This window comes from Amycolatopsis sp. Poz14 (genome assembly GCF_006704225.1).
GTDB lineage: Bacteria > Actinomycetota > Actinomycetes > Mycobacteriales > Pseudonocardiaceae > Amycolatopsis > Amycolatopsis nivea.
Genome location: NZ_JACLHD010000001.1, coordinates 8,653,041 through 8,675,128 on the forward strand (window position 1 = coordinate 8,653,041; position 22,088 = coordinate 8,675,128).

A 22,088-nucleotide genomic window follows, 5' to 3' on the forward strand; every position below is an offset into this window, starting at 1 on the left:
GAAAGGTCAGTCGGACGTCTCCGCGAACCGTGCCGTCATGGCTTCCCTGCCGCGTTTGCTCAGTTCGCCGAACAGGCGCAGCCGGGCGAGGCCGCCGTCGGGGTAGATGTCCAGGCGGACTTCCGTTACCTCGGGGCCGTCGTCCGCCAGGGCGAAGCGGTGCCGGGTGTCGGGCTGCAACCTGGTGCGCGGCAACAGTTCCACCCACTCGCCCTCGTCCAGGCGGCCGCTCACCGACGCCCAGCCGGGGGCGTTTCCCTTGAGGTTGCTGGTGTCCAGTTCCACGAACCGGACCAAGCCCGCGCCCGCCAGGGAGACCGTCGCCCAGTCGTTGCCGTCGTCGCGGCGGCGGGCGGTTTCCCAGCCCTCCGCCTGGTGCGCGGCGAGGCCCGGCGACAGCATGTTGTTCGGCGACGAATAGAACATGTCGCTGCACCCGGTGACGACCGCGCCGTTCTCCAGCGCCGCCAAGTCCAGGGAGCGCGGGTCGAGCAGCGAAGGGTCGGGAACCGGCGAACCGTGTACGCGCAGTCGGGCTACGCCGCCGTCGGGGTGCTGGGTGAGGCGCACGTGGGTGTAGCGCCGCGGGGACGTCACCTTGTAGTAGTTCTCCGAGTCGCCGACCGCCGGTTCGTGGTCGACCAGGATGTCCCAGTCGGCGTCCTGCAGTTCGGCCGCGCTCGGGTAGCCGGGGACGGACGTCGCCGCCACGGACACGAATGGCGGGTAGTTGCCCTTGAAGAACGCCGTGTCCACCACCACGCCGGACACCACGCCGCCGAGGCCGAGGCGGATCAGGGCGTGGTCGTCGCCGGGTTCGCGGTGCCGCCGGGTCTCCCAGCCGTCGTACACCTGGCCTTTCGGGCCGAACGTTTCGGCACGGTGCGCCGGCCGCCACGGGTTGACCAGGTTTTCCTTCTCGGCGAACAGTTCGTCGCTCGCCCACATCACGGTGCCCCCGAACAGGCGCGAGGCCAGATCGGGCTGGGTAGTCCACTCCGGACGGTCGGACACGTGCTCCTCCATCTCTTCAGCAATTGCCCCGGGTCAGCAGAGTCCCCCTCGGTTCGCCGCCGGTCACCGGCTCGCCGCGCAGCCACGTGCCGCGCACGACGCCGGCCAGCGGACGCTGGTCGTACGCGCTCACCGGGTTGCGGTGCTTGAGCTTCGCGACGTCCACGACGAAAGCCTCGTCCGGCGCGAAGACGCAGAAATCGGCGTCGCAGCCCACTTCCAGCTTGCCCTTGCGCGTCATCCCGACCTGCGCGGCCGGTCGCTCGGCCATCCACCGCACGACATCGACCAGACCGAAGCCGCGCTGGCGGGCCTGCGTCCAGATCGCGGGCAGACCGAGCTGCAGGCTGGAAATACCGCCCCAGGCAAGACCGAAATCGCCGGTGTCGAAGCGTTTCAGCTCCGGCGTGCACGGCGAATGGTCGCTGACGATCGTGTCGATCACGCCGTCCGCCAAACCCTGCCACAGCAATTCCCGGTTCGCCGCCTCGCGGATCGGCGGGCAGCACTTGAATTGCGTTGCCCCGTCCCGGATTTCCTCCGCGACGAACGACAAATAATGCGGACAGGTTTCCACCGTCAGCGCGACACCTTCGCGGCGAGCACTGGCAATCAGCGGCAGAGCATCCGAAGAGGACAGATGCAGGATGTGCGCGCGGGCGCCGGTGCGCCGCGCCGCTTCGATCACGTGCGTGATGGCCAGGTTTTCCGCGCCGCGCGGGCGGGAACCGAGGAAGTCGTGGTACTTCTCGCCGTGCGGGTCGGGAGCGGCATCGATCGCGTCGGAATCCTCCGCGTGCACGATCATCTGCGCGTCGAACGATTTCAGCTCGCGCAGCGCGGATTCCAGGCTGTCCGCGTCCAGGGGCGGGAACTCGTCGACGCCGGAGTGCAGCAGGAAGCATTTGAAACCGAAGACGCCTTCGTCGTGCAGCCCGCGCAAATCGCCTTCGTTGCCCGGAATCGCGCCGCCCCAGAACCCGACGTCCACGTGCACGCGACCGCTCGCCGCCTTGCGCTTGACCTCGAGCGCGGCCACGTCGACCGTCGGCGGCAGGCTGTTGAGCGGCATGTCCACGATCGTGGTGACGCCACCGGCGGCGGCCGCGCGCGTCGCGGTCTCGAAACCCTCCCACTCGGCCCGGCCGGGGTCGTTGACGTGCACGTGGGTGTCCACGAGACCGGGCAGCAGCACCTCGTCCTCGGCCAGCTCGACGAGCCGCGTGCCCGGCATCTCGACAACGCCGGGTTCCGCGGCGACAATCCGGCCGTCCCGCACGCCGATCGTCGCCGGCCCGAGACCGGCGGGGGTCACCGCATGCGCGGCCCGCACCACGAGGTCCATCGACGGTCTCCTCCACTTCCACGTTACGGAAAGACTCTTTCGCTCACCGAGATTAGACACGTCCTTCCCGGCTCGTCAACGCCGTCCCTCCCACGTTACGGTCACCAGGTGGAGTTGGAAGCCGAGTTCACCAGCGAGCCGTTTCGCGGCGAGGGCGCACCGCCGGAGCACGCCGTCCGCGCCCGCGACGCCGCCGACGCGGCCGGGCTCGACACCGACTTCGGCCCCCTCGGCACCCTGGCCCGCGGCACCGCCGACGAGCTGTTCGCCGCGTTGCCCTCGATCGCCCGCGCCGCCCTCGAAGGCGGGGCCACCCGGGTGACGCTGCAACTGCGCCGAACCGACGATTCCGACACCGTTCCCGCGGTCGAACTCAACAGCGCGCTGTCGCGATTGATCTCCGACGTGGAACGCGAACTCGGCTCGAAACTCCGCGATCTCGACCGCCCGGAAAAGCAGCGCGCGGTCCGCCTCCTGCGCGAGCGAGGGGCCTTCAACCTGCGGAAATCGGTTTCGGCGGTCGCCGAGGAACTGGGCGTCACGCGGTTCACGGTCTACAACTACCTCAACCGGGAAGCCGACTGAGCCGCGATTCAACAAAGTGTTGACGCACGCTCGACCCGGCCGTACGGTCAGCGGAACACCACCTCCCCGGAGGAGATTCCGTTGCCGCTCGCACTCGCCGAGTTCAACTCCGCATCCGCCGCCGAACTCCGGCCGACGCTCACCGCCTGCCTGGCCGTGCCGCGCTGGGTCGACACCGTGCTCGACGGCCGTCCGTACGCCGATTTCGCCGCGCTGAGCAAGAGCGCGGACAGCGCGACCCCGTTGCGCCGCAACGAGATCCGCGACGCGATCGCCGCGCACCCGAGGATCGGCGAACGCCCGACCAGCAAGGGCAGCGACGCCGACTGGTCGCGTTCGGAGCAGTCCGGCGTGGACAACGCGGACGAATTCGCCGCCGCCAACGCCGAGTACGAAGCCCGTTTCGGCCACGTCTTCCTGGTGTGCGCGAGCGGGCGCAGCGGCGAGGAGCTGCTCGCGAACCTGCGCTCCCGGCTCGGCAACGACCCGGACACCGAACTCGACGTCGCCGGCGCGGAGCTGGCCAAGATCGCGCAACTGCGCCTCGCGAAAGCGGTAACGGCATGAGCCTTGTGACCACGCACGTCCTCGACACCGCCACGGGCAAGCCCGCCGCCGGGATCGCCGTGCGCTTCGAGCGCGAGGACGGCTCGCTCGTCGCCGAAGGCAAGACCGACGACGACGGCCGCATCCGCGACCTCGGCCCGGACACGCTCGACCCCGGGGTGTACCGGCTGATCTTCGACACCGGGAGCTACCTCGGCCCGGAAGCGTTCTTCCCCGACGTCACGATCGCTTTCCGGATCGTCGACGGCACGTCGCACCACCACGTGCCGGTGCTGCTGAGCCCGTTCGCCTATTCCACCTATCGCGGGAGCTGACATGGGAATCTCGTTGGGCCCCAACCAGTACGGCAAGGCCGAGGTCCGCCTCGTCACCGTCCGGCGCGCCGGCGGCGTGCACCACCTGCGCGACCTCACGGTGTCCTCGGCCCTGCGCGGCGACCTGTCGGCCACGCACCTCACCGGCGACAACTCCGCCGTGCTGGCCACCGACACGCAGAAGAACACGGTGTACGCGTTCGCCAAGCAGCAGGACGTCGGCGAGATCGAGGACTTCGCGCTGCGGCTCGGCCAGCACTTCGTCGGCACGCAGGAAAAGATCACCGGCGCGCGGATTTCCGTCGAAGAGCAGGAATGGGACCGCATCACCGTGGACGGCGCGCCGCACGACCACTCGTTCAGCAGCTCCGGCGGCGAACGCCGCACCACGACCGTCACCGTGCACGCCGACCGCGCCTGGGTGGTGTCCGGAGTGGACGGTCTGGTGGTGCTCAAGTCCACCGGGTCCGAATTCCACGGATACCCGAAGGACGAATACACCACGCTCGTCGAAACCGACGACCGCATTCTCGCCACCGCCGTCACCGCGCGCTGGCGCTACGAGGGATTCACCGGGATCGACTGGGCCAAGAGCCATCGGGAGATCCGGCGCACGCTCCTGGAGACGTTCGCCACCAAGCACAGTCTTTCGCTGCAGCAGACCCTGTACGCGATGGGCGAAGCCGTGCTGCGGGCACGGCCGGAAGTAGCCGAGATCCGGTTCTCCCTGCCCAACAAGCATCACTTCCTCGTCGATCTAAGCCCCTTCGGCCTCGAGAACCACAACGAGGTGTTCTACGCCGCCGACCGCCCGTACGGCCTCATCGAAGGCACGGTGGTCCGCGACGAAGCCGAAGAGCCCGGCCCGGCCTGGACCGACGCCGTGCTCTAGCCCCGAGTCCCCTCCGGGAGAGCGCATGTCAGTTGCACAGGAACGACCTTCTCGGCACCCCGTGGACGCGGCGCCTCCGCTGCCGCAGTTGATCCTCGGCGGAATCCAGCACGTAGCGGCCATGTACGCCGGAGTGGTGGCACCACCGCTCGTCATCGGCGCGGCCGTAGGCCTCTCCCCCGGCCAGCTCGCGCTGCTGATCAGCGCGGCGTTGTTCACCGCGGGGCTGGCCACTCTCTTGCAGACCCTCGGCTTCTGGCGTTTCGGCGCGAGACTGCCGCTGGTCAACGGCGTCACTTTCGCCGCTGTCGCACCCATCCTGTCCATCGCGGCGCAGCATCGCGACGGCAACGCGCTGGGCGTCGTCTACGGCGCCACGCTCGTCGGCGGCGTGTTCGTCGTGTTCGCCGCACCGTTTTTCTCCAAGCTGACGCGGTTTTTCCCGCCGGTGGTGACGGGGACGGTCATCACGCTCATCGGGATTTCGCTGCTGCCGGTCGCCGTGCAGTGGATCGCCGCGCAGCAGAAATCGGCCAAGCCCAGCGGGCTCCTGCTGGCCGGGATCACGCTGGTCGCGGTGCTGGTCTTCACCCGGTTCCTGACCGGGTTCTGGAGCCGGATCGCGCTGCTGCTCGGCCTGGTCGCCGGTACCGCGGTGGCGTGGCCGATGGGCCAGGTCGACACCTCGACGCTGAAACAGGCCCCGGTGTTCGGCATCGTGACGCCGTTCCATTTCGGCACGCCGGCGTTCGACATCGCGGCGATCGTCTCGATGCTCATCGTGATGCTGGTGATCATGGCGGAAAGCACCGCTGACCTGCTGGCACTCGGCGAGATCGTGGACCGGCCGACCACCAGCCGCGTGTTGGCCGACGGCCTGCGCGCGGACGGGCTCTCCACCGCCGTCGGCACGATCTTCGGCGGGTTCGCCTGCACGGCGTTCGCGCAGAACATCGGCCTCGTGTCGCTCACCCGCATGGTCAGCCGGTACGTGGTCGCGGCCAGCGGCGTCGTGCTCGTGCTGCTGGGCGTGTTCCCGGTGACCGGCGGGATCGTCGCGCTGGTGCCGCAGCCGGTGCTCGGCGGGGCCGGGCTGGTGCTGTTCGGCAGCGTCGCGGTGAGCGGCGTCCGGACGCTCGCGAAGGCGTCGTTCGAGCATCCGATCAACGTCGCGATCGTCGCCGCGTCGCTCGGGGTCGGGCTCATCCCGATCGCCATGCCGGACTTCTACTCCGGGTTCCCGGCGGCGCTGCAGGTCGTGCTCAACTCCGGGATCAGCGCGGGCTGCGTGACCGCGGTGGTGCTCAACCTGGTGCTCCGGCCGCGCTTGATAGAACGCTCTACTGTCCAGGAGCTATCCTCGGTGTCGTGACTGGCACCAAGGACCGGATCCTCGCCGCCGGGGCGGAACTGTTCCGGCAAGGCGGGTACGCGGGCACCGGCATGAAGCAGATTGTCGAAAAGGCCGGCGCGCCCTTCGGGTCGGTGTACCACTTCTTCCCCGGCGGCAAGGAGCAACTGGGCGAAGAAGTGGTACGCACCTCGGGGATGCAGTACGCGCAGCTGTTCGAGGTTTTCATCGCGCCGGCACCGGACCTGATCACCGGTCTCGAAAGCTTCTTCGCGGGCGCGGTCACCACGCTGCTCGACACGGACTACGTCGAGGGCTGCCCGATCGCGACCGTCGCGCTCGAAGTGGCGACCACGAACGAACCCCTGCGCAAGGCCACCGCGGACGTGTTCGAGGCATGGACCCAAGCGGGCACCAAGGGGTTCTCCGCGTTCGGGCTTCCCGACGAGCACGCCCGCACGCTCACGCTCGCGTTGGTGACCAGCCTGGAAGGCGCGTTCGTGTTGTGCCGCTCCATGCGGACGACTGAACCGATGGCGGTCGCGGGCGCGGCGGTGGTCGACGTAGCGCGACGGCTGCTGACCGAACTGGGTGACGACGGGAAGCGCCGTCCCTCCGGCGGCTAAGCTGGAACCAGCATCCGGGTCCGCAGGAGGTGGCCGGTGTTCGGTCTCAGCATCGACCACATCGTGATTTTGCTGCTCGCCGGGTTGTTCATCCTCGGCCCGGAGCGGCTGCCCGAGGCGGCGCACTGGGTCGCGCAGGCCCTGAAACGCGCGCGCGGGTTCGCCGCGGGCACCAAGGCCCAGCTCGAGGCGGAACTCGGCCCGGAGTACCAGGAGCTGCGGAAACCGTTGCAGGAACTGCAGTCCCTGCGGATGGGCAACCCCCGGGCGGCCGTGACGAGGTACCTGTTCGACGACACTCCCCCGGCCGCGACGCCGCCGCCGGTCCCGCCGGTTCCGGCTCCGGTTCCGTTGCGGGCGAACGAGCGGCCGCCGGTCGATCCCGACGCCACCTGATCATTCGGCCGCGCGCCACGCCCATCCGGCGAGCACGAGCAGTTCGACGAGTTCCAGCACGGCCATCAGCCGTTCCACGAGCCCGGTCGCGACGGTCGGCAGATGCTGCCCGAATGCGACATTGGCCGCGAACGGAATGAGAAACGGCAGAAAGAACGGCACGGCCGCCAACCCCAGAATACGCGACCAGCGCGCATAACCCCGCCAATCCGGCGAATTGCGGTGTGCCCGGCCGAGCAGCCATCCGGCCAACGGCAAACTCACGCAACTGATCCCGGTCGCGCCGAGATGCACTTTGCCGACCCACGACACCGCATTTCCCTGCGGGTCCTTCGTGAACAACGCGACCGCCGCGAGCCCGGCGCACCAGGCGGTCATCGCGACGACCGTCAGCGCTCCGCGCAGCAGCCCCCGGCGGTGCAGGATCACGGCTACCACGACCGAACCGGCCGACGTCAGCAGCATCGCCGCCGCCCACATCCACCAGCCGGGAGTCCAGGCGTAGTCGCTGAGCATCGCACTGACCGGGTCGATCGGGCCCCAGTAGCGGTCGACGTGCAGCACCACCAGGAACGCCGCGGCGAGCAGCACCGCGGCCACCGCCGCGCCGAGCGCGCGTTTCGCGGCTTTCGCCGACGGGGCCGACACCAGCACCGGAGTCAGTTCTGTCGTCACCGCTGGTTCTCCGCTCGCCCGCCCGCTTTCCCGAAAGCATATCCCGGCCGGGCTCCCGTCGCTTTCGGACAGTCCGCCCGAATTGCCGCGCATTCTCAGCGTCCTGCCAGAAATCGCGACTACCCTCGCGGCGGTTCACCGATTTCTACCGACGGGAAATCCATGCCTGCCGCGCGCGGTACGGAATTGCGGCTGCTTCTGTTCGCGGTGGCGATCGTCTGGTGCGCGTTCCTGCTCGTGGACGCGAACGCCTTGGCGCGGCTCAGCTTCTCCATTGTTGGCTACGGCGCGGCGTTCACCGCGGTGGTCGCGGCGGCGCACCTCGCGGTCCGGCGCTGGGCTCCGCACGCGGACCCGCTGATCCTGCCGTGCACCGTGCTGCTCAACGGGCCGGGACTGGTGGTGATCCACCGGATCGACCTCGGGCTCGCCGAACAGGCGGTGCAGCGGGGCAAGACGTACTCGGCCGTCGCCGGACAGCAGGTGCTGTGGACCGTCGTGGCGCTGGCCTTGTTCCTGGCAGTGCTCGGTTTCGTTCGCGATCACCGCGTGCTGGCCCGGTACGGCTACCTCGCCGGGCTGGCCGGGATCGTCGCGGTGCTCCTGCCCGCGCTGCTGCCGTCGTCGCTTTCGGAGGCCAACGGCGCGAAGGTGTGGATCAGGATCGGCCCGCTGTCGCTCCAGCCGGGCGAGTTCGCGAAGCTGCTGCTGATCGTGTTCGCCGCGACGACGCTGGTGGCGAAACGGGAGCTGTTCCGGGTCGCCGGGCGCAAGGTGCTCGGCGTCGAACTGCCGCGGGCGCGCGACCTCGGGCCGATCGTGCTCGCCGCGCTCGGCTGCGTGGCGGTGCTGGCGTTCGAGAAGGAACTCGGCGCCTCACTGCTGTTCTTCGGGATCGTGCTGGTGATGATCTACCTCGCGACCGAGCGGGCGGTCTGGGTGTATGCCGGGCTGACTGTGTTCGCGGGCGGCTGCGTGCTGGCGTACTTCCTGTTCAACCACGTGCGGCAACGAGTGGCGAACTGGATCGACCCGCTCGCGACCTACGACCAGGCCGGCGGCGGGTACCAGATCGCGCAGGGCCTGTTCGGCCTCGGCACCGGCGGCATGGGCGGAACCGGCCTGGGCGCGGGCAGGCCGGACATCGTGCCCGAGGCGAACAGCGACTTCATCACCGCCAGCATCGGCGAGGAACTGGGTTTCCTCGGGCTGGCCGCGGTGCTGATGCTGTACCTGCTGATCGCCCTGCGCGGAATGCGCCACGCGCTCGCCGTCCGCGACAGCTTCGGCAAACTCCTCGGCGGCGGGCTGGCGTTCACCGTGGTGATGCAGATTTTCGTAGTCGTGGGCGGGGTGACAAAGCTGATCCCGGAAACCGGCATCACCGCACCGTTCCTGTCGAAGGGCGGTTCGTCGCTGCTCGCGAACTACATCCTGGTCGCACTGCTGCTGCGGATCTCGGACGCGGCCCGCAAGCCGAGCACGACGGAACCAGTGCAGGCGGTGCGAGCCCCACTGGCGGATGCCGGGACCGTGCTGGTCAAACGGACTCGGTGAGCTGTCAGTCTTCGCGGAGCCGGGCGCTCGCCTTCGCCAACTCGCCCGCAATCGACGTCGCGTCGGCCGTCCTGAGCTGACCCGTCTCCACCACCGTTTTCCCGCCCACGAACAGCCTCCGCAGCGGCGGCGGCGCGGCCAGCACCAGCGCCGCGACCGGGTCCTCGATGCCCGCGTAGTTCAGCCCGTTCAGATCCCACACCGCCAGATCCGCGAGCTTCCCGACCTCCACCGAGCCCATGTCGCGCTCCCGGCCGAGACACCGCGCGCCGCCCATTGTGCCCAGCCACAACGCTTCTCGCGTGGTCAATCCCTTCGGCCCGCCGCGTTGCCGGGCCTGCAGCAACGCCTGATGCAACTCCTCCGCCAAGCCGCCGGATTCGCTCGAAGCCGCGCCGTCGACGCCCAACCCGACCGGAGCACCGGCGTCGAGCAGGTCGCGCACCGGGGCGATTCCGCTGCCCAGGCGGCCGTTCGACGTGGGGCAATGTGCGGAACCCGTCGCGGTCGCGCCGAAGCGGCGGATCGCGTCCGGCGCGAGGTGGACGGTGTGCGCCAACCAGACATCCGACGCCAGCCAGCCCAGTTTGTCCGCGTACTCGGCGGGCGTGAGGCCGGTTTCGGCGAGGCATTGCTTTTCCTCGTCCTGGGTTTCGGCCAGATGCGTGTGCAGCCGGACGCCCTTGCGCCGGGCCAGCTCGGCCGAAGCGGTCATCAGCCGCTCGGTGACGGTGAACGGCGAGCACGGGCCCGCCGCGATCTGCAGGTGCGCGCCCGGCGAGGCGTCGTGGTAGCGGTCGATCGCGGCTTCGGTGCCGAGGAGGGCGTCCTCGGCGGTCTCGACCAGGCTGTCCGGCGGCAGCCCGCCGTCCGATTCGCCGCGGTCCATCGAGCCGCGGACCAGGTGCAGCCGCAAGCCGATCCGCTCCCGCGCGGCGACGAGCGCGGCCACCTGGCCGCCGCCGTCGGACGGGAAGACGTAGTGGTGGTCGGCGACCGTGGTGCAGCCGCTCAGGGCGAGCCGCGCCATTCCGGCGGTACCCGCGGCGTGCGTGATCTCCTCGTCCAGCTTGGCCCACACCGGGTACAGCGCGACGAGCCACTCGAACAGCGTGTGGTCGGCGGCGAGGCCGCGGGTGGCCCATTGGTAGAGGTGATGGTGCGTGTTCACGAGGCCCGGCGTGACGAGGCAGCCGCTCGCGTCTACGCGTTCGTCCGCGTCGCCGGTGAAGGCGCCGTCGCCGACGGCCGCGATGCGGTCGTCCTCGAGCACGACGTGTCCGTTGCGGTATTCGGGACCGCTGACCGTCGCGATCGCGGCGTTCTCGACGACTGTCCTCATGCGACACTCACCTCCGGAAGGTCTCGTGAGTGGCTACCCCGAACCCGCGGCAGCCACTCACGAAACCCGTCACAACGCCTTGGCCGCGCGATCCGCCACCAGGTTCAGGAACCGGCTCGGGTCGCTCAGCTCGCCGCCCTCGGCGAGCAACGCCATGCCGTGCAGCAGCTCCGCCGTCTCGGCCAGCGAAGTGTCCTCCGGGTGCTCGGCGAACGCCTTGCGCAGACCGGTCACCAGCGTGTGCTCCGGGTTCAGCTCCAGCACGCGCTTCACCGGCGGCAGCTCCTGCCCCATCGCGCGGTACATCTTCTCCAGCGTCGGGGTCAGATCGCCCGCGTCGCCGACGATGCAGGACGGCGACGTCGTGAGCCGCGACGACAGGCGGACCTCCTTGACGGTGTCGGACAGCGTCGCCGACATCCACTTCAGCAGGTCCTCGTACTCGGCCTTCTTCTCGTCGGACGTCTCGTCGCCGAGGTCGACCTCGCCCTTCGCGACCGACTGGAACGTCTTGCCGTCGAAGCCGCTCGCCGACTCCGTCCACATCTCGTCCACCGGGTCGGTGAGGATCAGCACCTCGTACCCCTTGGCGCGGAACGCTTCCAGGTGCGGCGAGTTCTCGATGACGGTGCGCGAATCGCCGGTCAGGTAGTAGATGTGCTCCTGGCCCTCCTTCATCCGCGACACGTAGTCGCGCAGCGAGGTGGGCTTGTCCGCGTGATGCGTCGAATCGAACGACGAGATCTCCAGGATCTGCTCCCGGTTCTCCGGGTCGTCGATCAGGCCTTCCTTGACCGCGCGGCCGAACTCGGACCAGAACGTCGCGTACTTCTCGGCGTCCTCGGTCATCATCGTCTTGACCGTGGAGAGGATCTTCTTCTCCAGCCGCCGCCGGATCGCGCGGATCTGCCGGTCCTGCTGCAGGATCTCGCGCGACACGTTCAGCGACAGATCCGCCGCGTCGACGACGCCCTTCACGAAGCGCAGGTAATTCGGCATCAGCGCTTCGCAGTCGTCCATGATGAACACGCGCTTGACGTACAGCTGCACGCCGCGCTTCGCGTCCCGCATGAACAGGTCGACCGGCGCGCGCGAGGGCAGGAACAGCAGCGCCTGGTACTCGAAGGTGCCCTCGGCCTGCATCCGGACCGTCTCGAGCGGGTCGGTCCAGTCGTGGCTGATGTACTTGTAGAACTCGTGGTACTCCTCGTCGGAGACCTCGTCCTTCGAACGCGCCCAGAGCGCCTTCATGGAGTTGACAGTCTCGAGACCGCTCTCTTCGTCATCCTTGGCTTCTTTGGCCATCTGCACCGGCCAAGTGATGAAGTCGGAGTAGCGCTTGACGATCTCGCGGACCTTCCACGGCGACGTGTAGTCGTAGAGGTGGTCCTCGTCGTCGGCGGGCTTGAGGTGCAGCGTGACCGACGTGCCCTGCGGCGCGTCGGAAAGCGACTCGATCGTGTAGGTGCCCTCGCCGGTGGATTCCCAGCGGACGCCCTCGTCCGTGCCCGCGCGCCGGGTCACCAGCGTGACTTTGTCCGCGACCATGAAGCTCGAGTAGAAGCCGACGCCGAACTGCCCGATCAGGTCCTGTCCGGCGGATTCCTTCGACTCCTTCAGCTTGCGCAGGAAGTCGGCGGTGCCGGATTTCGCGATGGTGCCGATCAGGTTGACGACGTCGTCGCGGCTCATCCCGATGCCGTTGTCGCGCACGGTGAGGGTGCGCGCCTCGGCGTCGAGGAGGATCTCGATGTGCAGGTTGTCGGTCTCGGCCTGCAGATCCTTGTCGCGGTACGTCTCCAGCCGCAGCTTGTCCAGCGCGTCGGAGGCGTTGGAGACCAGCTCGCGCAGGAAGATGTCCTTGTTCGAGTAGATCGAGTGGATCATCAGCTGCAGCAGCTGGCGCGCCTCGGACTGGAACTCCAGCGTTTCGACCGTCCCGGTTTCCTCAGCCATGTGTTTCCTTTCCCGCCCCTGAAAAGACCGGCGTGAAGTCTACCCAGCGCGACCGGCAGAACGTGCGGAGACCGCGAAGTCCGATTGCCGCCAGCAGCGTCCGCCTGGGACGGCCAGGCTGATGCCCGTGACTGATCCCGCAGCCGTGCTCAACGGCATGTATCAAGCCGAGGCCGAGTATTTCGCCGCCGGCGGCCCCGGTTCGGCTTCGTTTGCCCCGCTGGCCCCGTATTTCGCCGAGGATGTCGTACTGCACCAGGCCGCCGGGCTGCCGTTCGGCGGCGACTGGCACGGCCACGCCGGGCTGGAGAAGTTCTTCCTCGAGATGAGCCGGATCTGGGAGTCGTTCGACATCGGCGACCAGGAGTTCCTCGCCGTCGGCGCGACGTCGGTGGTGCTCACCCAGGTGCGCGCCCGGACGCGGGCGACCGGGCGGGACCTGGAGTTCCCGATCCTTCAGGCGATCCGGATCGAGAACGGGCGGATCGCCGAGGTGCGGCCGTTTTACTGGGACACCGCGGCGATCGCGAGTGCCTGCGCGGAGTAGCACAGGCACTCGCGACCGTTCACGCTTGTCGCCGCGCGTACGCGTCCAGCCGCGCCGGTTCGAACGGCAGCTCCGACTCCGCCAGCGCACCGCAGTGGAACCCGCCGAGCAGATACCGGGCCAGCGCTTCCGCCGTGGCGGGCTCGTCCAGCACTCCCCCGGAGGTCTTCGACGCGTAGTCCTGCAACCGCTTGGCCGCCGCCGGGGCGCCCTCGCGGTAGAAGGCGTACGTCGCCGCGTACCGGGTCGGCAGCTGGTGCGGATGCAGGTCCCAGCCCTGGTAGAAGCCGTTCTCCAGCGACCGCCGCACCAGGCGCAGGTGCTCGGCCCACGCGCCCGGCAGGTCGTCGCCCACCGGGAGCCGGTTGGTCGAACCGTCGGACAGCCGCACACCCGTTCCGGCAGCCGCGACCTGCATGAACTGCTTCGCGAAGTCGGCGGCGGGGTGCGCCATGCTCTGGTACGCCGCGCTGATCCCGAGACCCGCGCTGTAGTCGTAGGTCCCGTAATGCAGCCCGGAGCACCGGCCGTCCGCGGCCTGGATGATCTGCGCGACCGAGACCGTGCCGTCGGTCGAAAGGATCGACTGCGCGGTCTCGATCTGCACCTCGAACCGCAGCGCGCGGTCCGCCAGTCCATACGCGGTTTCCAGCCGCCCCAACACTTCCGCGGCGACCTCGACCTGCTCCACCGCGGTGACCTTCGGCAGCGTCACCACGAATCCGTCCGGCAGCGATCCTTCGGACAGCAAACCGGACAGGAACAGGTCGAGCGTCCGGATGCCCCGCCGCCGCGTCGCGGCTTCGAAGCTCTTGAACCGGATTCCGACGAACGGGGTGCCGCCGGTGGTCGCGAGGGTGCGCCCGGCGGCCTCGGCGGCCGCGTCCTCCGCTTCGTCGCCGGGACGGCCGTAACCGTCCTCGAAGTCGATGCGGAGGTCCTCGATCGGCTCGGTGAGGAGCTTCTCGCGGACCCGCTCGGCCACCGCCGGGTCGAGGTTCAGCAGGTCGCCGTGCTCGACGAAGGCCCGCATCGCCTGTTTGCCCCAGTCGGCGACCAAGCGCGTGCGGTACTGCGACGCCGGCACGTAAACCGTGTGCACCGGACGACGGCCCGGAGACTCACCGGGATACCGCGCCGCCACGCGCGCGTCGGCCTCGGCCAGCCGCGCGTCGGCGGTGCGGTAGACGTCCTCGGCGAGTCGTCCGCCAGCCATTACTGGATGTGCTCGTACGCCGGCAGGGTCAGGAAGTCCGGGAACTCGTCGGCCAGCGCGACCTGCTCGAACAGTTCGACCGCGGGCTTCAGCAGGTCGTCGGAGACCTCCGCCGCCAGCTCGCCGCGGACGTCGGCGACGACGCCGCGCACCAGCTCCGCGGTGACCTTCTCGCCGTTGTCCAGCTGCGTGCCGTTCTTGACCCACTGCCACACCTGCGACCGCGAAATCTCGGCCGTGGCGGCGTCCTCCATGAGGTTGTGGATCGCCGCCGCGCCGTTGCCGCCCAGCCACGAGGCCAGGTAGCGGATGCCGACGTCGACCGCCGCGCGCAGACCGGCCGCGGTGGCGCTGCCCGGCGTCGAGGCGACGTCCAGCAGCTGGTCGGCGGTCACGCTCACCTCGTCGCGAGTGCGGCCCAGCTGGTTGGGCTGGTCGCCGAGGACCTTGTCGAACTCTTCCTTGCAGAGTGCGACCATGCCCGGGTGCGCGACCCACGAACCGTCGAAGCCGTCCCCGGCCTCCCGCGACTTGTCGGCGTGCACCTTGTCGAAGGCGCCCTTGTTGACTTCCGGGTCCTTGCTCGGGATGAACGCGGCCATGCCGCCGATCGCGAACGCGCCGCGCTTGTGGCAGGTGCGCACGAGCAGTTCGGTGTAGGCCCGCATGAACGGCGCGGTCATGGTGACCGAGTTGCGGTCCGGCAGCACGAACTTCTCGCCCGCGTCGCGGAAGTACTTGATGACGCTGAACAGGTAGTCCCAGCGGCCCGCGTTGAGGCCCGAGGCGTGCTCGCGCAGCTCGTAGAGGATCTCTTCCATCTCGAAGGCGGCCGGGATGGTCTCGATCAGCACGGTCGCGCGGACGGTGCCGTGCGGGATGCCGAGCGCCTTCTCCGCGTGCGTGAACACGTCGTTCCACAGCCGCGCTTCGAGGTGGCTTTCCATCTTCGGCAGGTAGAAGTACGGGCCCTTGCCGCGGTTGAGCAGCTCCTGCGCGTTGTGGAAGAAGTACAGGCCGAAGTCGACCAGCGCGCCGACGCCTTTGCGGCCGCCGAAGGTCAGGTTGCGCTCGTCGAGGTGCCAGCCGCGCGGGCGGACCACGATGGTGGCGTGCTCGACGTCCGGCTTCAGCTCGTAGTGCTTGCCGTTCTGGTCGAGCGTGATGGTGCCGCGGATCGCGTCGGACAGGTTGACCTGGCCGCCCACGACGTTCGCCCAGTGCGGCGTGTTGGCGTCCTCGAAGTCGGCGAGCCACACCTTGGCACCGGAGTTGAGGGCGTTGATGGTCATCTTGCGATCGGTCGGGCCGGTGATCTCCACGCGGCGGTCGCGCAGCGCTTCCGGTGCGCCCGCGACCTGCCAGTCACCCTCGCGGATTTCCTTGGTCTCGGCGAGGAAATCGAGGCGGCCGGTGGTCCGGGCCTCCTCGCGCCGCTTGCCCCGCGCGACGAGGAGTTCGTCGCGCCGCGCGGCGTACTCGTCGTGCAAGCCCGCTACGAAAGCGAGGGCTTCCGGCGTCAGAATCTCGTCCCCACGCTCGACGGACCCGCCGAGAACCTGGACCTCAGACATGCGCAACACCCCGAGTAGTGCTTTGGATAACGTCCCTACGGTTTTTACCTGACGGACTATAGTTTCTGCATAGCGGAACATCAATCGGGTCTGTGAGGAGGACCACTGGTGGCGGCTGAGAAGAGCGGACGAGACGGCGGCGTCCAGTCCCTGCAGCGCGCGTTCGAGCTGCTGGAGCACCTGGCGGACACCGGCGGCGAAGCCAGCCTGTCGGAGCTGGCGACCCTGTCCGGGCTGCCGATGCCGACGATCCACCGGCTGATCCGCACGCTGGTGTCGCTGGGCTACGTCCGGCAGAACACCAACCGGCACTACGCGCTGGGCGCCCGGCTGATCCGGCTCGGCGAGAACGCCAGCATGCAGTTCGGCGCGTGGGCACGGCCGCTGCTGGTGGAGCTGGTCGAGGAGGTCGGCGAGACGGCGAACCTGGCGGTGCTGGAACGCGACGAGGTGGTGTATGTCGCACAAGTGCCCTCGAAGCACTCGATGCGCATGTTCACCGAGGTCGGCCGGCGCCTCCTGCCGCACGGCACCGGCGTGGGCAAGGCGATGCTGGCGGAACTGCCCGCCGACGAGGTCGCGTCGCTGCTGGAACGCACCGGAATGCCCGCGTACACCGAGCACACCTTCACCGACCCGGACGCGCTGGCGGTGGAGTTGAAGAAGATCGCCGGCCAGGGTTACGCCCTCGATGAGGCAGAGCAGGAATTGGGTGTGCGCTGCATCGCCGTCGCGATCCCCGGTGCCCCAGTGCCCGCCGCGGTGTCGGTGTCGGGCCCGTCCGGCCGCCTGACGGCGGACGCGGTGAGCCACATCGCGCCGGTGGTGCAGAAGGTGGCGGACCGGCTTTCGCAGCAGCTGCCGGTTACTTGAGTTCGCCCCTGAGTTCGCCTTTGAGGAGGTCCATCAGCAGACCGTCGTGCCAGGTGCCGTCCGGCCCTTGCTCGTAGTCGCGGAGAATCCCGACGCGCCGGAAGCCGAGCTTCTGGTACACGTGAATCGCACGGTGGTTGGCCGCCGCCGGATCGATGGTGATGCGGTGGTGCCCCTGGTCGAACAGACGCTGCGCGAGGATCCGGATCGCCTCCGAGCCGAGCCCGAGCCCGTAGTGGCCAGGGTGCACAGCGAGGTCGATCCCGGCGTGCCGGTAGCGGGGGGTGGTTTCTTCCCAGCTCTGGATGATGCCGACGGTCTGGCCGTTGTGCTCGATGGCGTAGGCGTGTTCTTCGTCCTTGGCGAGAAGCCCGTCGGTTTCCTCGTCGGGATCGCCCCACCACTGCGAAACTTCCGGGGCGGAGAGGATCTCGCGCACTCGCGACCGGTCGGCTTCGGTGAGCTGGCGAAGGGTTACTCGGGTCACTGCATGGGTTTCTGATCGACCTGGACGTCGTACTTCACCTCGGTGCCGTTCACCGCGCCGATTTTCGCGGTGAGCCCGACTTTCTGTCCACCCGCGGTGAGGACGCAGCGCATCGACTCCCCCTCGACAGCCTTGATCGGCCCCGGGCAGGCGACGGTGTCCGGCCGCTTGCCGATGGACTGCTGGAGAGCGTCGGAAATGCCCTTTTCGAAGTTCTCCTTGGAGACTTCCTTGCCGACGCTCACGTGCGCGGAACAACCGGCGAGAACCAGCGCGCAGGCGGCGATCAGGACAGGACGAATCCGAGGGTGCATGGAGGTTCTCCTAGAGCTGGTTGAACCGAGCGGACCGTCCCGCGCAGCGTGCCGCCGCCCACCGTGGCAGGCAGACCCGCGAGAGATGTCCGCTTTAGCCGGTATTCACCCAGCCAGGCGAATCAACCCAGCAAAGCGTCCACGAACGCCCCGGGCTCGAACGGCGCCAGATCATCCGGCCCCTCGCCCAGCCCCACCAGCTTCACCGGCACTCCCAGTTCCTTCTGGACCTGGAACACGATCCCGCCCTTGGCGGTGCCGTCCAGTTTGGTCAGGACGATGCCCGTCACGTCGATGACCTCGGCGAACACCCGGGCCTGCGCGAGCCCGTTCTGTCCGGTCGTCGCGTCCAGCACGAGCAGGACCTCGTCCACCCGCGCCTGCTTTTCCACGACTCGCTTCACCTTGCCGAGTTCGTCCATCAGGCCGGTCTTCGTGTGGAGGCGGCCCGCGGTGTCGACCAGGACCGTGTCCACGCCCTCGCTGATGCCCTGCTTGACCGCGTCGAACGCGACTGCCGCCGGGTCTGCGCCTTCCTTGCCTCGCACCACCGAGGCACCTACGCGTTCGCCCCACGTCTGGAGCTGGTCGGCGGCCGCGGCGCGGAACGTGTCGGCCGCGCCCAGCACCACGGTGCCGCCCTGGGCCACCAGCACTCGCGCGAGTTTGCCGGTCGTCGTGGTCTTGCCGGTGCCGTTCACGCCCGCCACCAACACGACCGCGGGCTGCTTCTTGCCGTCTACCTCGTGCGGGAGGGCCCGGACCGAGCGCTCGGCGTCCGTGGACAGCGCCGCGGTCAGCACCTCGTGCAGCAGTTCGCGGGCTTCCCCTGACGTGCGCACCGCGCGGCGGTTCAGTTCGTCGCGCAGGCGGTCCACGATCTGGGTCGTCGTGGCGGCGCCGAGGTCCGCCATGAGCAGCGTGTCTTCGACGTCCTGCCACGAGTCCTCGTCCAGGTCGCCGCCGCCGAGCAGGCCCAGCAGGCTCTGCCCGAACACCGAGCGGGACTTCGACAGGCGGCCGCGCAGGCGCTCGAGCCGGCCGGTCGGGGACTCGATCTCCTCGATCGGCTCGACCGTTCCCGGCACGACCGCTTCGGGAGCTTCTTCCTCGACCGGCTCGGGGAGCTTGACGTCGCGCACCGTGCGCTGGTCGGAGTCGCGCGGGACCGCGGCGTCGTCGCCGACCGCGGGCTGGCCGTCGACTTCCGGCCGGTCCTCGACGGGGTGCTCGACCACCGGCTCGGGCGAAGGCTCCGGCGAAGGAGCAGGCTCGGGTTTCGCCTCGACGGCCGTTCCGCCGGACGCGAAGGAGATCCCGCCGGACGCGGCATACCCGCCGCCCTTCGGCTTCTCCTCGACCTTGCGCTGTTCGGCGATGCTGATCCGCCGCTTGCGCGCGATGAGCAGCCCGGACACCAGCACGGCGACCAGGACGACGACGGCGACGACAACGATCCAGAACCAGGTGCTCGACACGCCACCATCCTGTCATCCGCGTGCACAAGCCACCGGACACCCCACCGCGAGGCCAACGAGTAACGCGAACGGTTCCGATTCGGCCAAGACTCCACGAAGCGTCTTGCGCCACCCCTTCCGCGTTGACTAGACCACATCGGATGACCACCCCCGCCGGCCACTGTTTCCGCGTCCTCGGGCTGCTGTCGGGCACGTCCGTGGACGGAATCGACGTCGCGGTCGCCGAAATCCGCGAAGACGACGGGACCGTCGTCCTCACCCCGCTCGGCGAGCTCGACGTGCCCTATCCCGCCGACCTCCGCGCGGACCTCCTCGACGCGTTCCCGCCGCGGCCGAGCAGCGCGCGGCAGCTGACCGTCCTCGACACCCGGGTCGGCCAGGCGTTCGCGGACGCGGCCGCGCGCGGGATCGCCGCGTACGGGCCGGTGGACGTGATCGCCTCGCTCGGCCAGACCGTCTACCACTGGGTCGAAAACGGCGTCGCGCTCGGCACGCTCCAGCTCGGCCAGCCGGCGTGGATCGCCGAGCGCACCGGCGTGCCGGTGATCGCCGACCTCCGCATCCGCGACATCACCGCGGGCGGCCAGGGCGCGCCGCTGGCGAGCACGCTCGACGCGATGTGGCTGCGCGGCCTCGCCGAGGAGACCGGACGCCCGGTGGCCGCGCTCAACCTCGGCGGCATCGCGAACATCACCGTGGTCACGCAGTCGGACAAGGTGCTCGCCTACGACACCGGCCCGGCCAACGCGCTGCTCGATCTCGCCGCCGCCCACGTCAGCGACGGCAAGCTGTCCGCCGACGTCGACGGACGGCTCGCGCTCGCCGGCTCGGTCCGGAAGGACCTGCTCGACCGGTTGCTCGCCGACCCCTATTTCGCCGCCCCTCCCCCGAAATCCACGGGCAAAGAGCACTTCCACGGCGGATACCTGAACGCAGCCCTGTCCGGACTGCCGTCGTTGTCCGCGGAGGATCTGCTGGCGACGCTCACCGAACTGACCGCCGCGACGGTCGCCGCGGAATGCCGGCGGCACGGCGTCGCGACCGTTGTCGCGTCCGGCGGCGGCGTCGCGAACCCGGCGACCATGGCGGCGCTGGCGCGTCATCTTCCCGAAGGCGCGCTGCGCACCAGCGACGACCTCGGCCTCCCCGGCTCCGGCAAAGAGGCCTACTTGACCGCGCTGCTCGGCTGGCTGAGCTGGTGCGGCGTCCCGGCGACGCTGCCCTCGGCCACCGGCGCGAGCGGTCCCCGCCTGCTCGGCGCGCTGACGCCGGGTGCGACGCCCCTGAATCTCCCCGCCCCGCTGGGGGGCGCCGCGACCCGGCTCCGGGTCGCGGAATCCGGGCAACCACGGTAGGAGAACCCCATGAATCCAGTCGATCTGGTGATCGTCATCGTGTACCTCGCGGCGATGCCGGTCATCGGCGTGCTGGTCGGACGCAGACAGAAGTCCGCGAACGACTACTTCGTCGGCGAGCGCAGCATGCCCTGGTGGGCGGTCACGCTCTCGGTGGTGGCCACCGAGACGTCCACGCTCACCGTCATCTCGACGCCCGGGCTCGTGTTCGGCAGCGCCTTCCTGTTCCTCGAAGTCGCGTTCGGCTACATCATCGGCCGCGTGATCGCCGCGTTCGTGCTGCTGCCGCGCTACTTCCGCGGCAACTACGTGAGCGCGTACGAATTCCTCGGCCGCCGCTTCGGCCGCGGGCTGCAGGGCACCGCGTCGGTCACCTTCGTGGTGACGCGGCTGCTCGCCGAGGGGCTGCGGCTGTTCGCCGGGGCGATCCCGATCAAGGCGATCCTCGGCCACTACGGCATCCACACCGAGTACTGGCACATCGTCGTGCTGCTGACCGCGCTGACCGTGGTCTACGCGTTCGTCGGCGGCATCAAGTCGGTGATCTGGGTGGACGTCATCCAGTGGTCGCTCTACATCCTCGGCGCGATCGGCGCGGTGATCTTCCTGTCCACGAAGCTGCCGTCCGGCTGGACGCAGATCGCTTCGAGCCAGGGCCGGTTCCAGCTCACCGACTTCGCGTCGAACCTGCTCACCAACCCGTACGCGTTCCTCTGCGCGGTAGTCGGCGGCGCGTTCCTGTCGATGGCCTCGCACGGCGCGGACCAGCTGATCGTCGGCCGCCTGCTCTCCTGCCGGAACCTGCGCGACGGCCAGCGCGCGCTGATCGGCTCGTCCATCGTGGTGTTCATCCAGTTCGCGCTGTTCCTGCTCGTCGGCGCGATGCTGTGGGTCTACACCGGCGGCAAGACCGGCTCGACGGCCACCGCGGTCGCGGCCGGGAAGATGTCCGGCGACGACGTGTTCTCCAACTTCATCGTCAACGACCTTCCGGTCGGCCTCGCCGGGCTCTTGATCGCCGGCATCCTCGCCTCGACGATGGGCGCGCTCGCATCCGCGCTCAACGCGCTGTCCACCTCCACGATCGCCGACCTCTACCAGCGGTTCACGCACAAATCGATCGAGGACGCCAAACTGCTCCGGCACGGTCGCATGTGGACACTCATCTGGGCGGCCGTGTTCGCCGTGTTCGCCTCGATGTTCACCAACTCGAAGGACCCGGTGATCCAGCAGGGCCTCGGGATCGTCGGCTACACCTACGGCGCGCTGCTCGGGTCGTTCTTCCTCGGCCTGCTGGTGCGCAAGGCCCGCCAGTCCGACGCGGTGATCGCGTTCGCCTGCTCGGTGGTCGGGATGGCGTTCCTGATCCTGTTCGTGAAATTCGACAAGGCGACCACCGAGGTGCACATCCAGTTCGGCGCGGCGACGAAGACGCTCGTGCCGCTGGCGACCTACTGGTACACCTTCGCCGGCGTGCTGATCACGCTGATCGTGGGCGGGCTGCTGTCGCTGCGGCGGCGCGGTGCCGACCCGAACGTCGAGCAGGTCGAGGAGCCCGCGGAAACCCCCGCCTAACAAGGGCTTTTCTCTCGCCGGGTTCCCTCGGGAGCCCGGCGAGAGCGCG

At 69.2% G+C, this 22,088-nt stretch carries 22 protein-coding genes; 12 read left to right on the plus strand and 10 right to left on the minus strand.

What is annotated here, in order from left to right; all coding sequences use genetic code 11:
• Positions 1-6: 6 nt before the first annotated feature.
• Both alc and allB read right to left on the minus strand, forming a co-directional pair.
• Positions 7-1,026: an allantoicase gene (alc, locus tag FKO37_RS40255; RefSeq protein ID WP_238607828.1), complete on the minus strand. Its 1,020-nt coding sequence runs from the start codon at positions 1,024-1,026 to the stop codon at positions 7-9.
• A gap of 4 nt (positions 1,027-1,030) precedes the next feature.
• Positions 1,031-2,359 (minus strand): allantoinase AllB, encoded by a 1,329-nt coding sequence (gene allB / locus FKO37_RS40260; RefSeq protein WP_238607829.1) that lies wholly within the window; start codon positions 2,357-2,359, stop codon positions 1,031-1,033.
• A 108-nt stretch (positions 2,360-2,467) separates the two neighbouring features.
• Here allB and FKO37_RS40265 point away from each other — a divergent pair, with 108 nt between their 5' ends.
• The 7 genes from FKO37_RS40265 (at position 2,468) to FKO37_RS40295 (ending at position 7,090) form a co-directional block, all read left to right on the plus strand.
• Complete coding sequence (locus FKO37_RS40265; protein WP_043833120.1) at positions 2,468-2,944, plus strand: helix-turn-helix domain-containing protein; 477 nt, start codon at positions 2,468-2,470, stop codon at positions 2,942-2,944.
• 81 nt (positions 2,945-3,025) lie between these two features.
• Positions 3,026-3,511, plus strand: a complete 486-nt coding sequence (gene uraD / locus FKO37_RS40270; protein ID WP_037810249.1) for a 2-oxo-4-hydroxy-4-carboxy-5-ureidoimidazoline decarboxylase — start codon at positions 3,026-3,028, stop codon at positions 3,509-3,511.
• Positions 3,508-3,825, plus strand: a complete 318-nt coding sequence (uraH, locus tag FKO37_RS40275) for a hydroxyisourate hydrolase (RefSeq protein WP_238607830.1) — start codon at positions 3,508-3,510, stop codon at positions 3,823-3,825. The genes uraD and uraH overlap by 4 nt, the downstream gene beginning before the upstream one ends.
• Position 3,826: 1 nt before the next feature.
• Positions 3,827-4,717: a factor-independent urate hydroxylase gene (gene pucL / locus FKO37_RS40280; RefSeq protein ID WP_037810247.1), complete on the plus strand. Its 891-nt coding sequence runs from the start codon at positions 3,827-3,829 to the stop codon at positions 4,715-4,717.
• Between the two features lie 25 nt (positions 4,718-4,742).
• The gene (locus FKO37_RS40285) at positions 4,743-6,089 is read left to right on the plus strand and encodes a nucleobase:cation symporter-2 family protein (RefSeq protein WP_051728724.1); all 1,347 of its coding nucleotides are present in this window, start codon (positions 4,743-4,745) and stop codon (positions 6,087-6,089) included.
• Positions 6,086-6,694 carry a TetR/AcrR family transcriptional regulator gene (locus tag FKO37_RS40290; protein ID WP_037810245.1) on the plus strand — a complete coding sequence of 203 codons (609 nt, stop codon included), beginning with the start codon at positions 6,086-6,088 and terminating at the stop codon, positions 6,692-6,694. Before FKO37_RS40285 ends, FKO37_RS40290 begins: the two co-directional genes overlap by 4 nt.
• A 36-nt stretch (positions 6,695-6,730) precedes the next feature.
• On the plus strand, positions 6,731-7,090 hold the full coding sequence (locus tag FKO37_RS40295) for a Sec-independent protein translocase subunit TatB (protein WP_037810243.1): 360 nt from the start codon (positions 6,731-6,733) through the stop codon (positions 7,088-7,090).
• Here FKO37_RS40295 and FKO37_RS40300 read toward each other — a convergent pair whose 3' ends face one another.
• Complete coding sequence (locus FKO37_RS40300; protein ID WP_238607831.1) at positions 7,091-7,765, minus strand: DUF998 domain-containing protein; 675 nt, start codon at positions 7,763-7,765, stop codon at positions 7,091-7,093. It lies immediately after the preceding gene.
• A gap of 162 nt (positions 7,766-7,927) precedes the next feature.
• On the opposite strand from FKO37_RS40300, the gene FKO37_RS40305 reads away from it, so the two are divergent.
• Positions 7,928-9,322, plus strand: a complete 1,395-nt coding sequence (locus FKO37_RS40305; RefSeq protein ID WP_238607832.1) for an FtsW/RodA/SpoVE family cell cycle protein — start codon at positions 7,928-7,930, stop codon at positions 9,320-9,322.
• Positions 9,323-9,326: 4 nt separating this feature from the next.
• Here FKO37_RS40305 and FKO37_RS40310 read toward each other — a convergent pair whose 3' ends face one another.
• Both FKO37_RS40310 and htpG read right to left on the minus strand, forming a co-directional pair.
• Positions 9,327-10,664, minus strand: coding sequence for an 8-oxoguanine deaminase (locus FKO37_RS40310; protein ID WP_238607833.1), 1,338 nt, complete (start codon positions 10,662-10,664; stop codon positions 9,327-9,329).
• Positions 10,665-10,733: 69 nt separating this feature from the next.
• On the minus strand, positions 10,734-12,620 hold the full coding sequence (gene htpG, locus FKO37_RS40315) for a molecular chaperone HtpG (RefSeq protein WP_238607834.1): 1,887 nt from the start codon (positions 12,618-12,620) through the stop codon (positions 10,734-10,736).
• A 121-nt stretch (positions 12,621-12,741) separates the two neighbouring features.
• On the opposite strand from htpG, the gene FKO37_RS40320 reads away from it, so the two are divergent.
• The gene (locus FKO37_RS40320) at positions 12,742-13,167 is read left to right on the plus strand and encodes a nuclear transport factor 2 family protein (RefSeq protein ID WP_037810238.1); all 426 of its coding nucleotides are present in this window, start codon (positions 12,742-12,744) and stop codon (positions 13,165-13,167) included.
• 19 nt (positions 13,168-13,186) lie between these two features.
• Here FKO37_RS40320 and FKO37_RS40325 read toward each other — a convergent pair whose 3' ends face one another.
• Positions 13,187-14,383 carry an aldolase/citrate lyase family protein gene (locus FKO37_RS40325; protein ID WP_037810236.1) on the minus strand — a complete coding sequence of 399 codons (1,197 nt, stop codon included), beginning with the start codon at positions 14,381-14,383 and terminating at the stop codon, positions 13,187-13,189.
• Positions 14,383-15,957 carry a malate synthase A gene (gene aceB / locus FKO37_RS40330; RefSeq protein WP_037810234.1) on the minus strand — a complete coding sequence of 525 codons (1,575 nt, stop codon included), beginning with the start codon at positions 15,955-15,957 and terminating at the stop codon, positions 14,383-14,385. Before aceB ends, FKO37_RS40325 begins: the two co-directional genes overlap by 1 nt.
• Positions 15,958-16,065: 108 nt before the next feature.
• Here aceB and FKO37_RS40335 point away from each other — a divergent pair, with 108 nt between their 5' ends.
• Positions 16,066-16,830, plus strand: a complete 765-nt coding sequence (locus FKO37_RS40335) for an IclR family transcriptional regulator (protein WP_043833101.1) — start codon at positions 16,066-16,068, stop codon at positions 16,828-16,830.
• On the opposite strand, the gene FKO37_RS40340 is transcribed toward FKO37_RS40335, so the two are convergent.
• The 3 genes from FKO37_RS40340 to ftsY form a co-directional block, all read right to left on the minus strand.
• A complete protein-coding gene (locus tag FKO37_RS40340; RefSeq protein WP_238607836.1) occupies positions 16,823-17,317 on the minus strand; it encodes a GNAT family N-acetyltransferase in 495 nt (164 codons plus the stop codon). The genes FKO37_RS40335 and FKO37_RS40340 overlap by 8 nt on opposite strands.
• Positions 17,314-17,631: a DUF4333 domain-containing protein gene (locus tag FKO37_RS40345; protein WP_238607837.1), complete on the minus strand. Its 318-nt coding sequence runs from the start codon at positions 17,629-17,631 to the stop codon at positions 17,314-17,316. Before FKO37_RS40345 ends, FKO37_RS40340 begins: the two co-directional genes overlap by 4 nt.
• A gap of 122 nt (positions 17,632-17,753) precedes the next feature.
• A complete protein-coding gene (gene ftsY, locus FKO37_RS40350) occupies positions 17,754-19,109 on the minus strand; it encodes a signal recognition particle-docking protein FtsY (protein WP_238607838.1) in 1,356 nt (451 codons plus the stop codon).
• Positions 19,110-19,249: 140 nt separating this feature from the next.
• Here ftsY and FKO37_RS40355 point away from each other — a divergent pair, with 140 nt between their 5' ends.
• Positions 19,250-20,464, plus strand: a complete 1,215-nt coding sequence (locus FKO37_RS40355; RefSeq protein ID WP_238607839.1) for an anhydro-N-acetylmuramic acid kinase — start codon at positions 19,250-19,252, stop codon at positions 20,462-20,464.
• Positions 20,465-20,473: 9 nt separating this feature from the next.
• Positions 20,474-22,039 carry a sodium:solute symporter gene (locus FKO37_RS40360; RefSeq protein WP_134727895.1) on the plus strand — a complete coding sequence of 522 codons (1,566 nt, stop codon included), beginning with the start codon at positions 20,474-20,476 and terminating at the stop codon, positions 22,037-22,039.
• Positions 22,040-22,088: the final 49 nt, after the last annotated feature.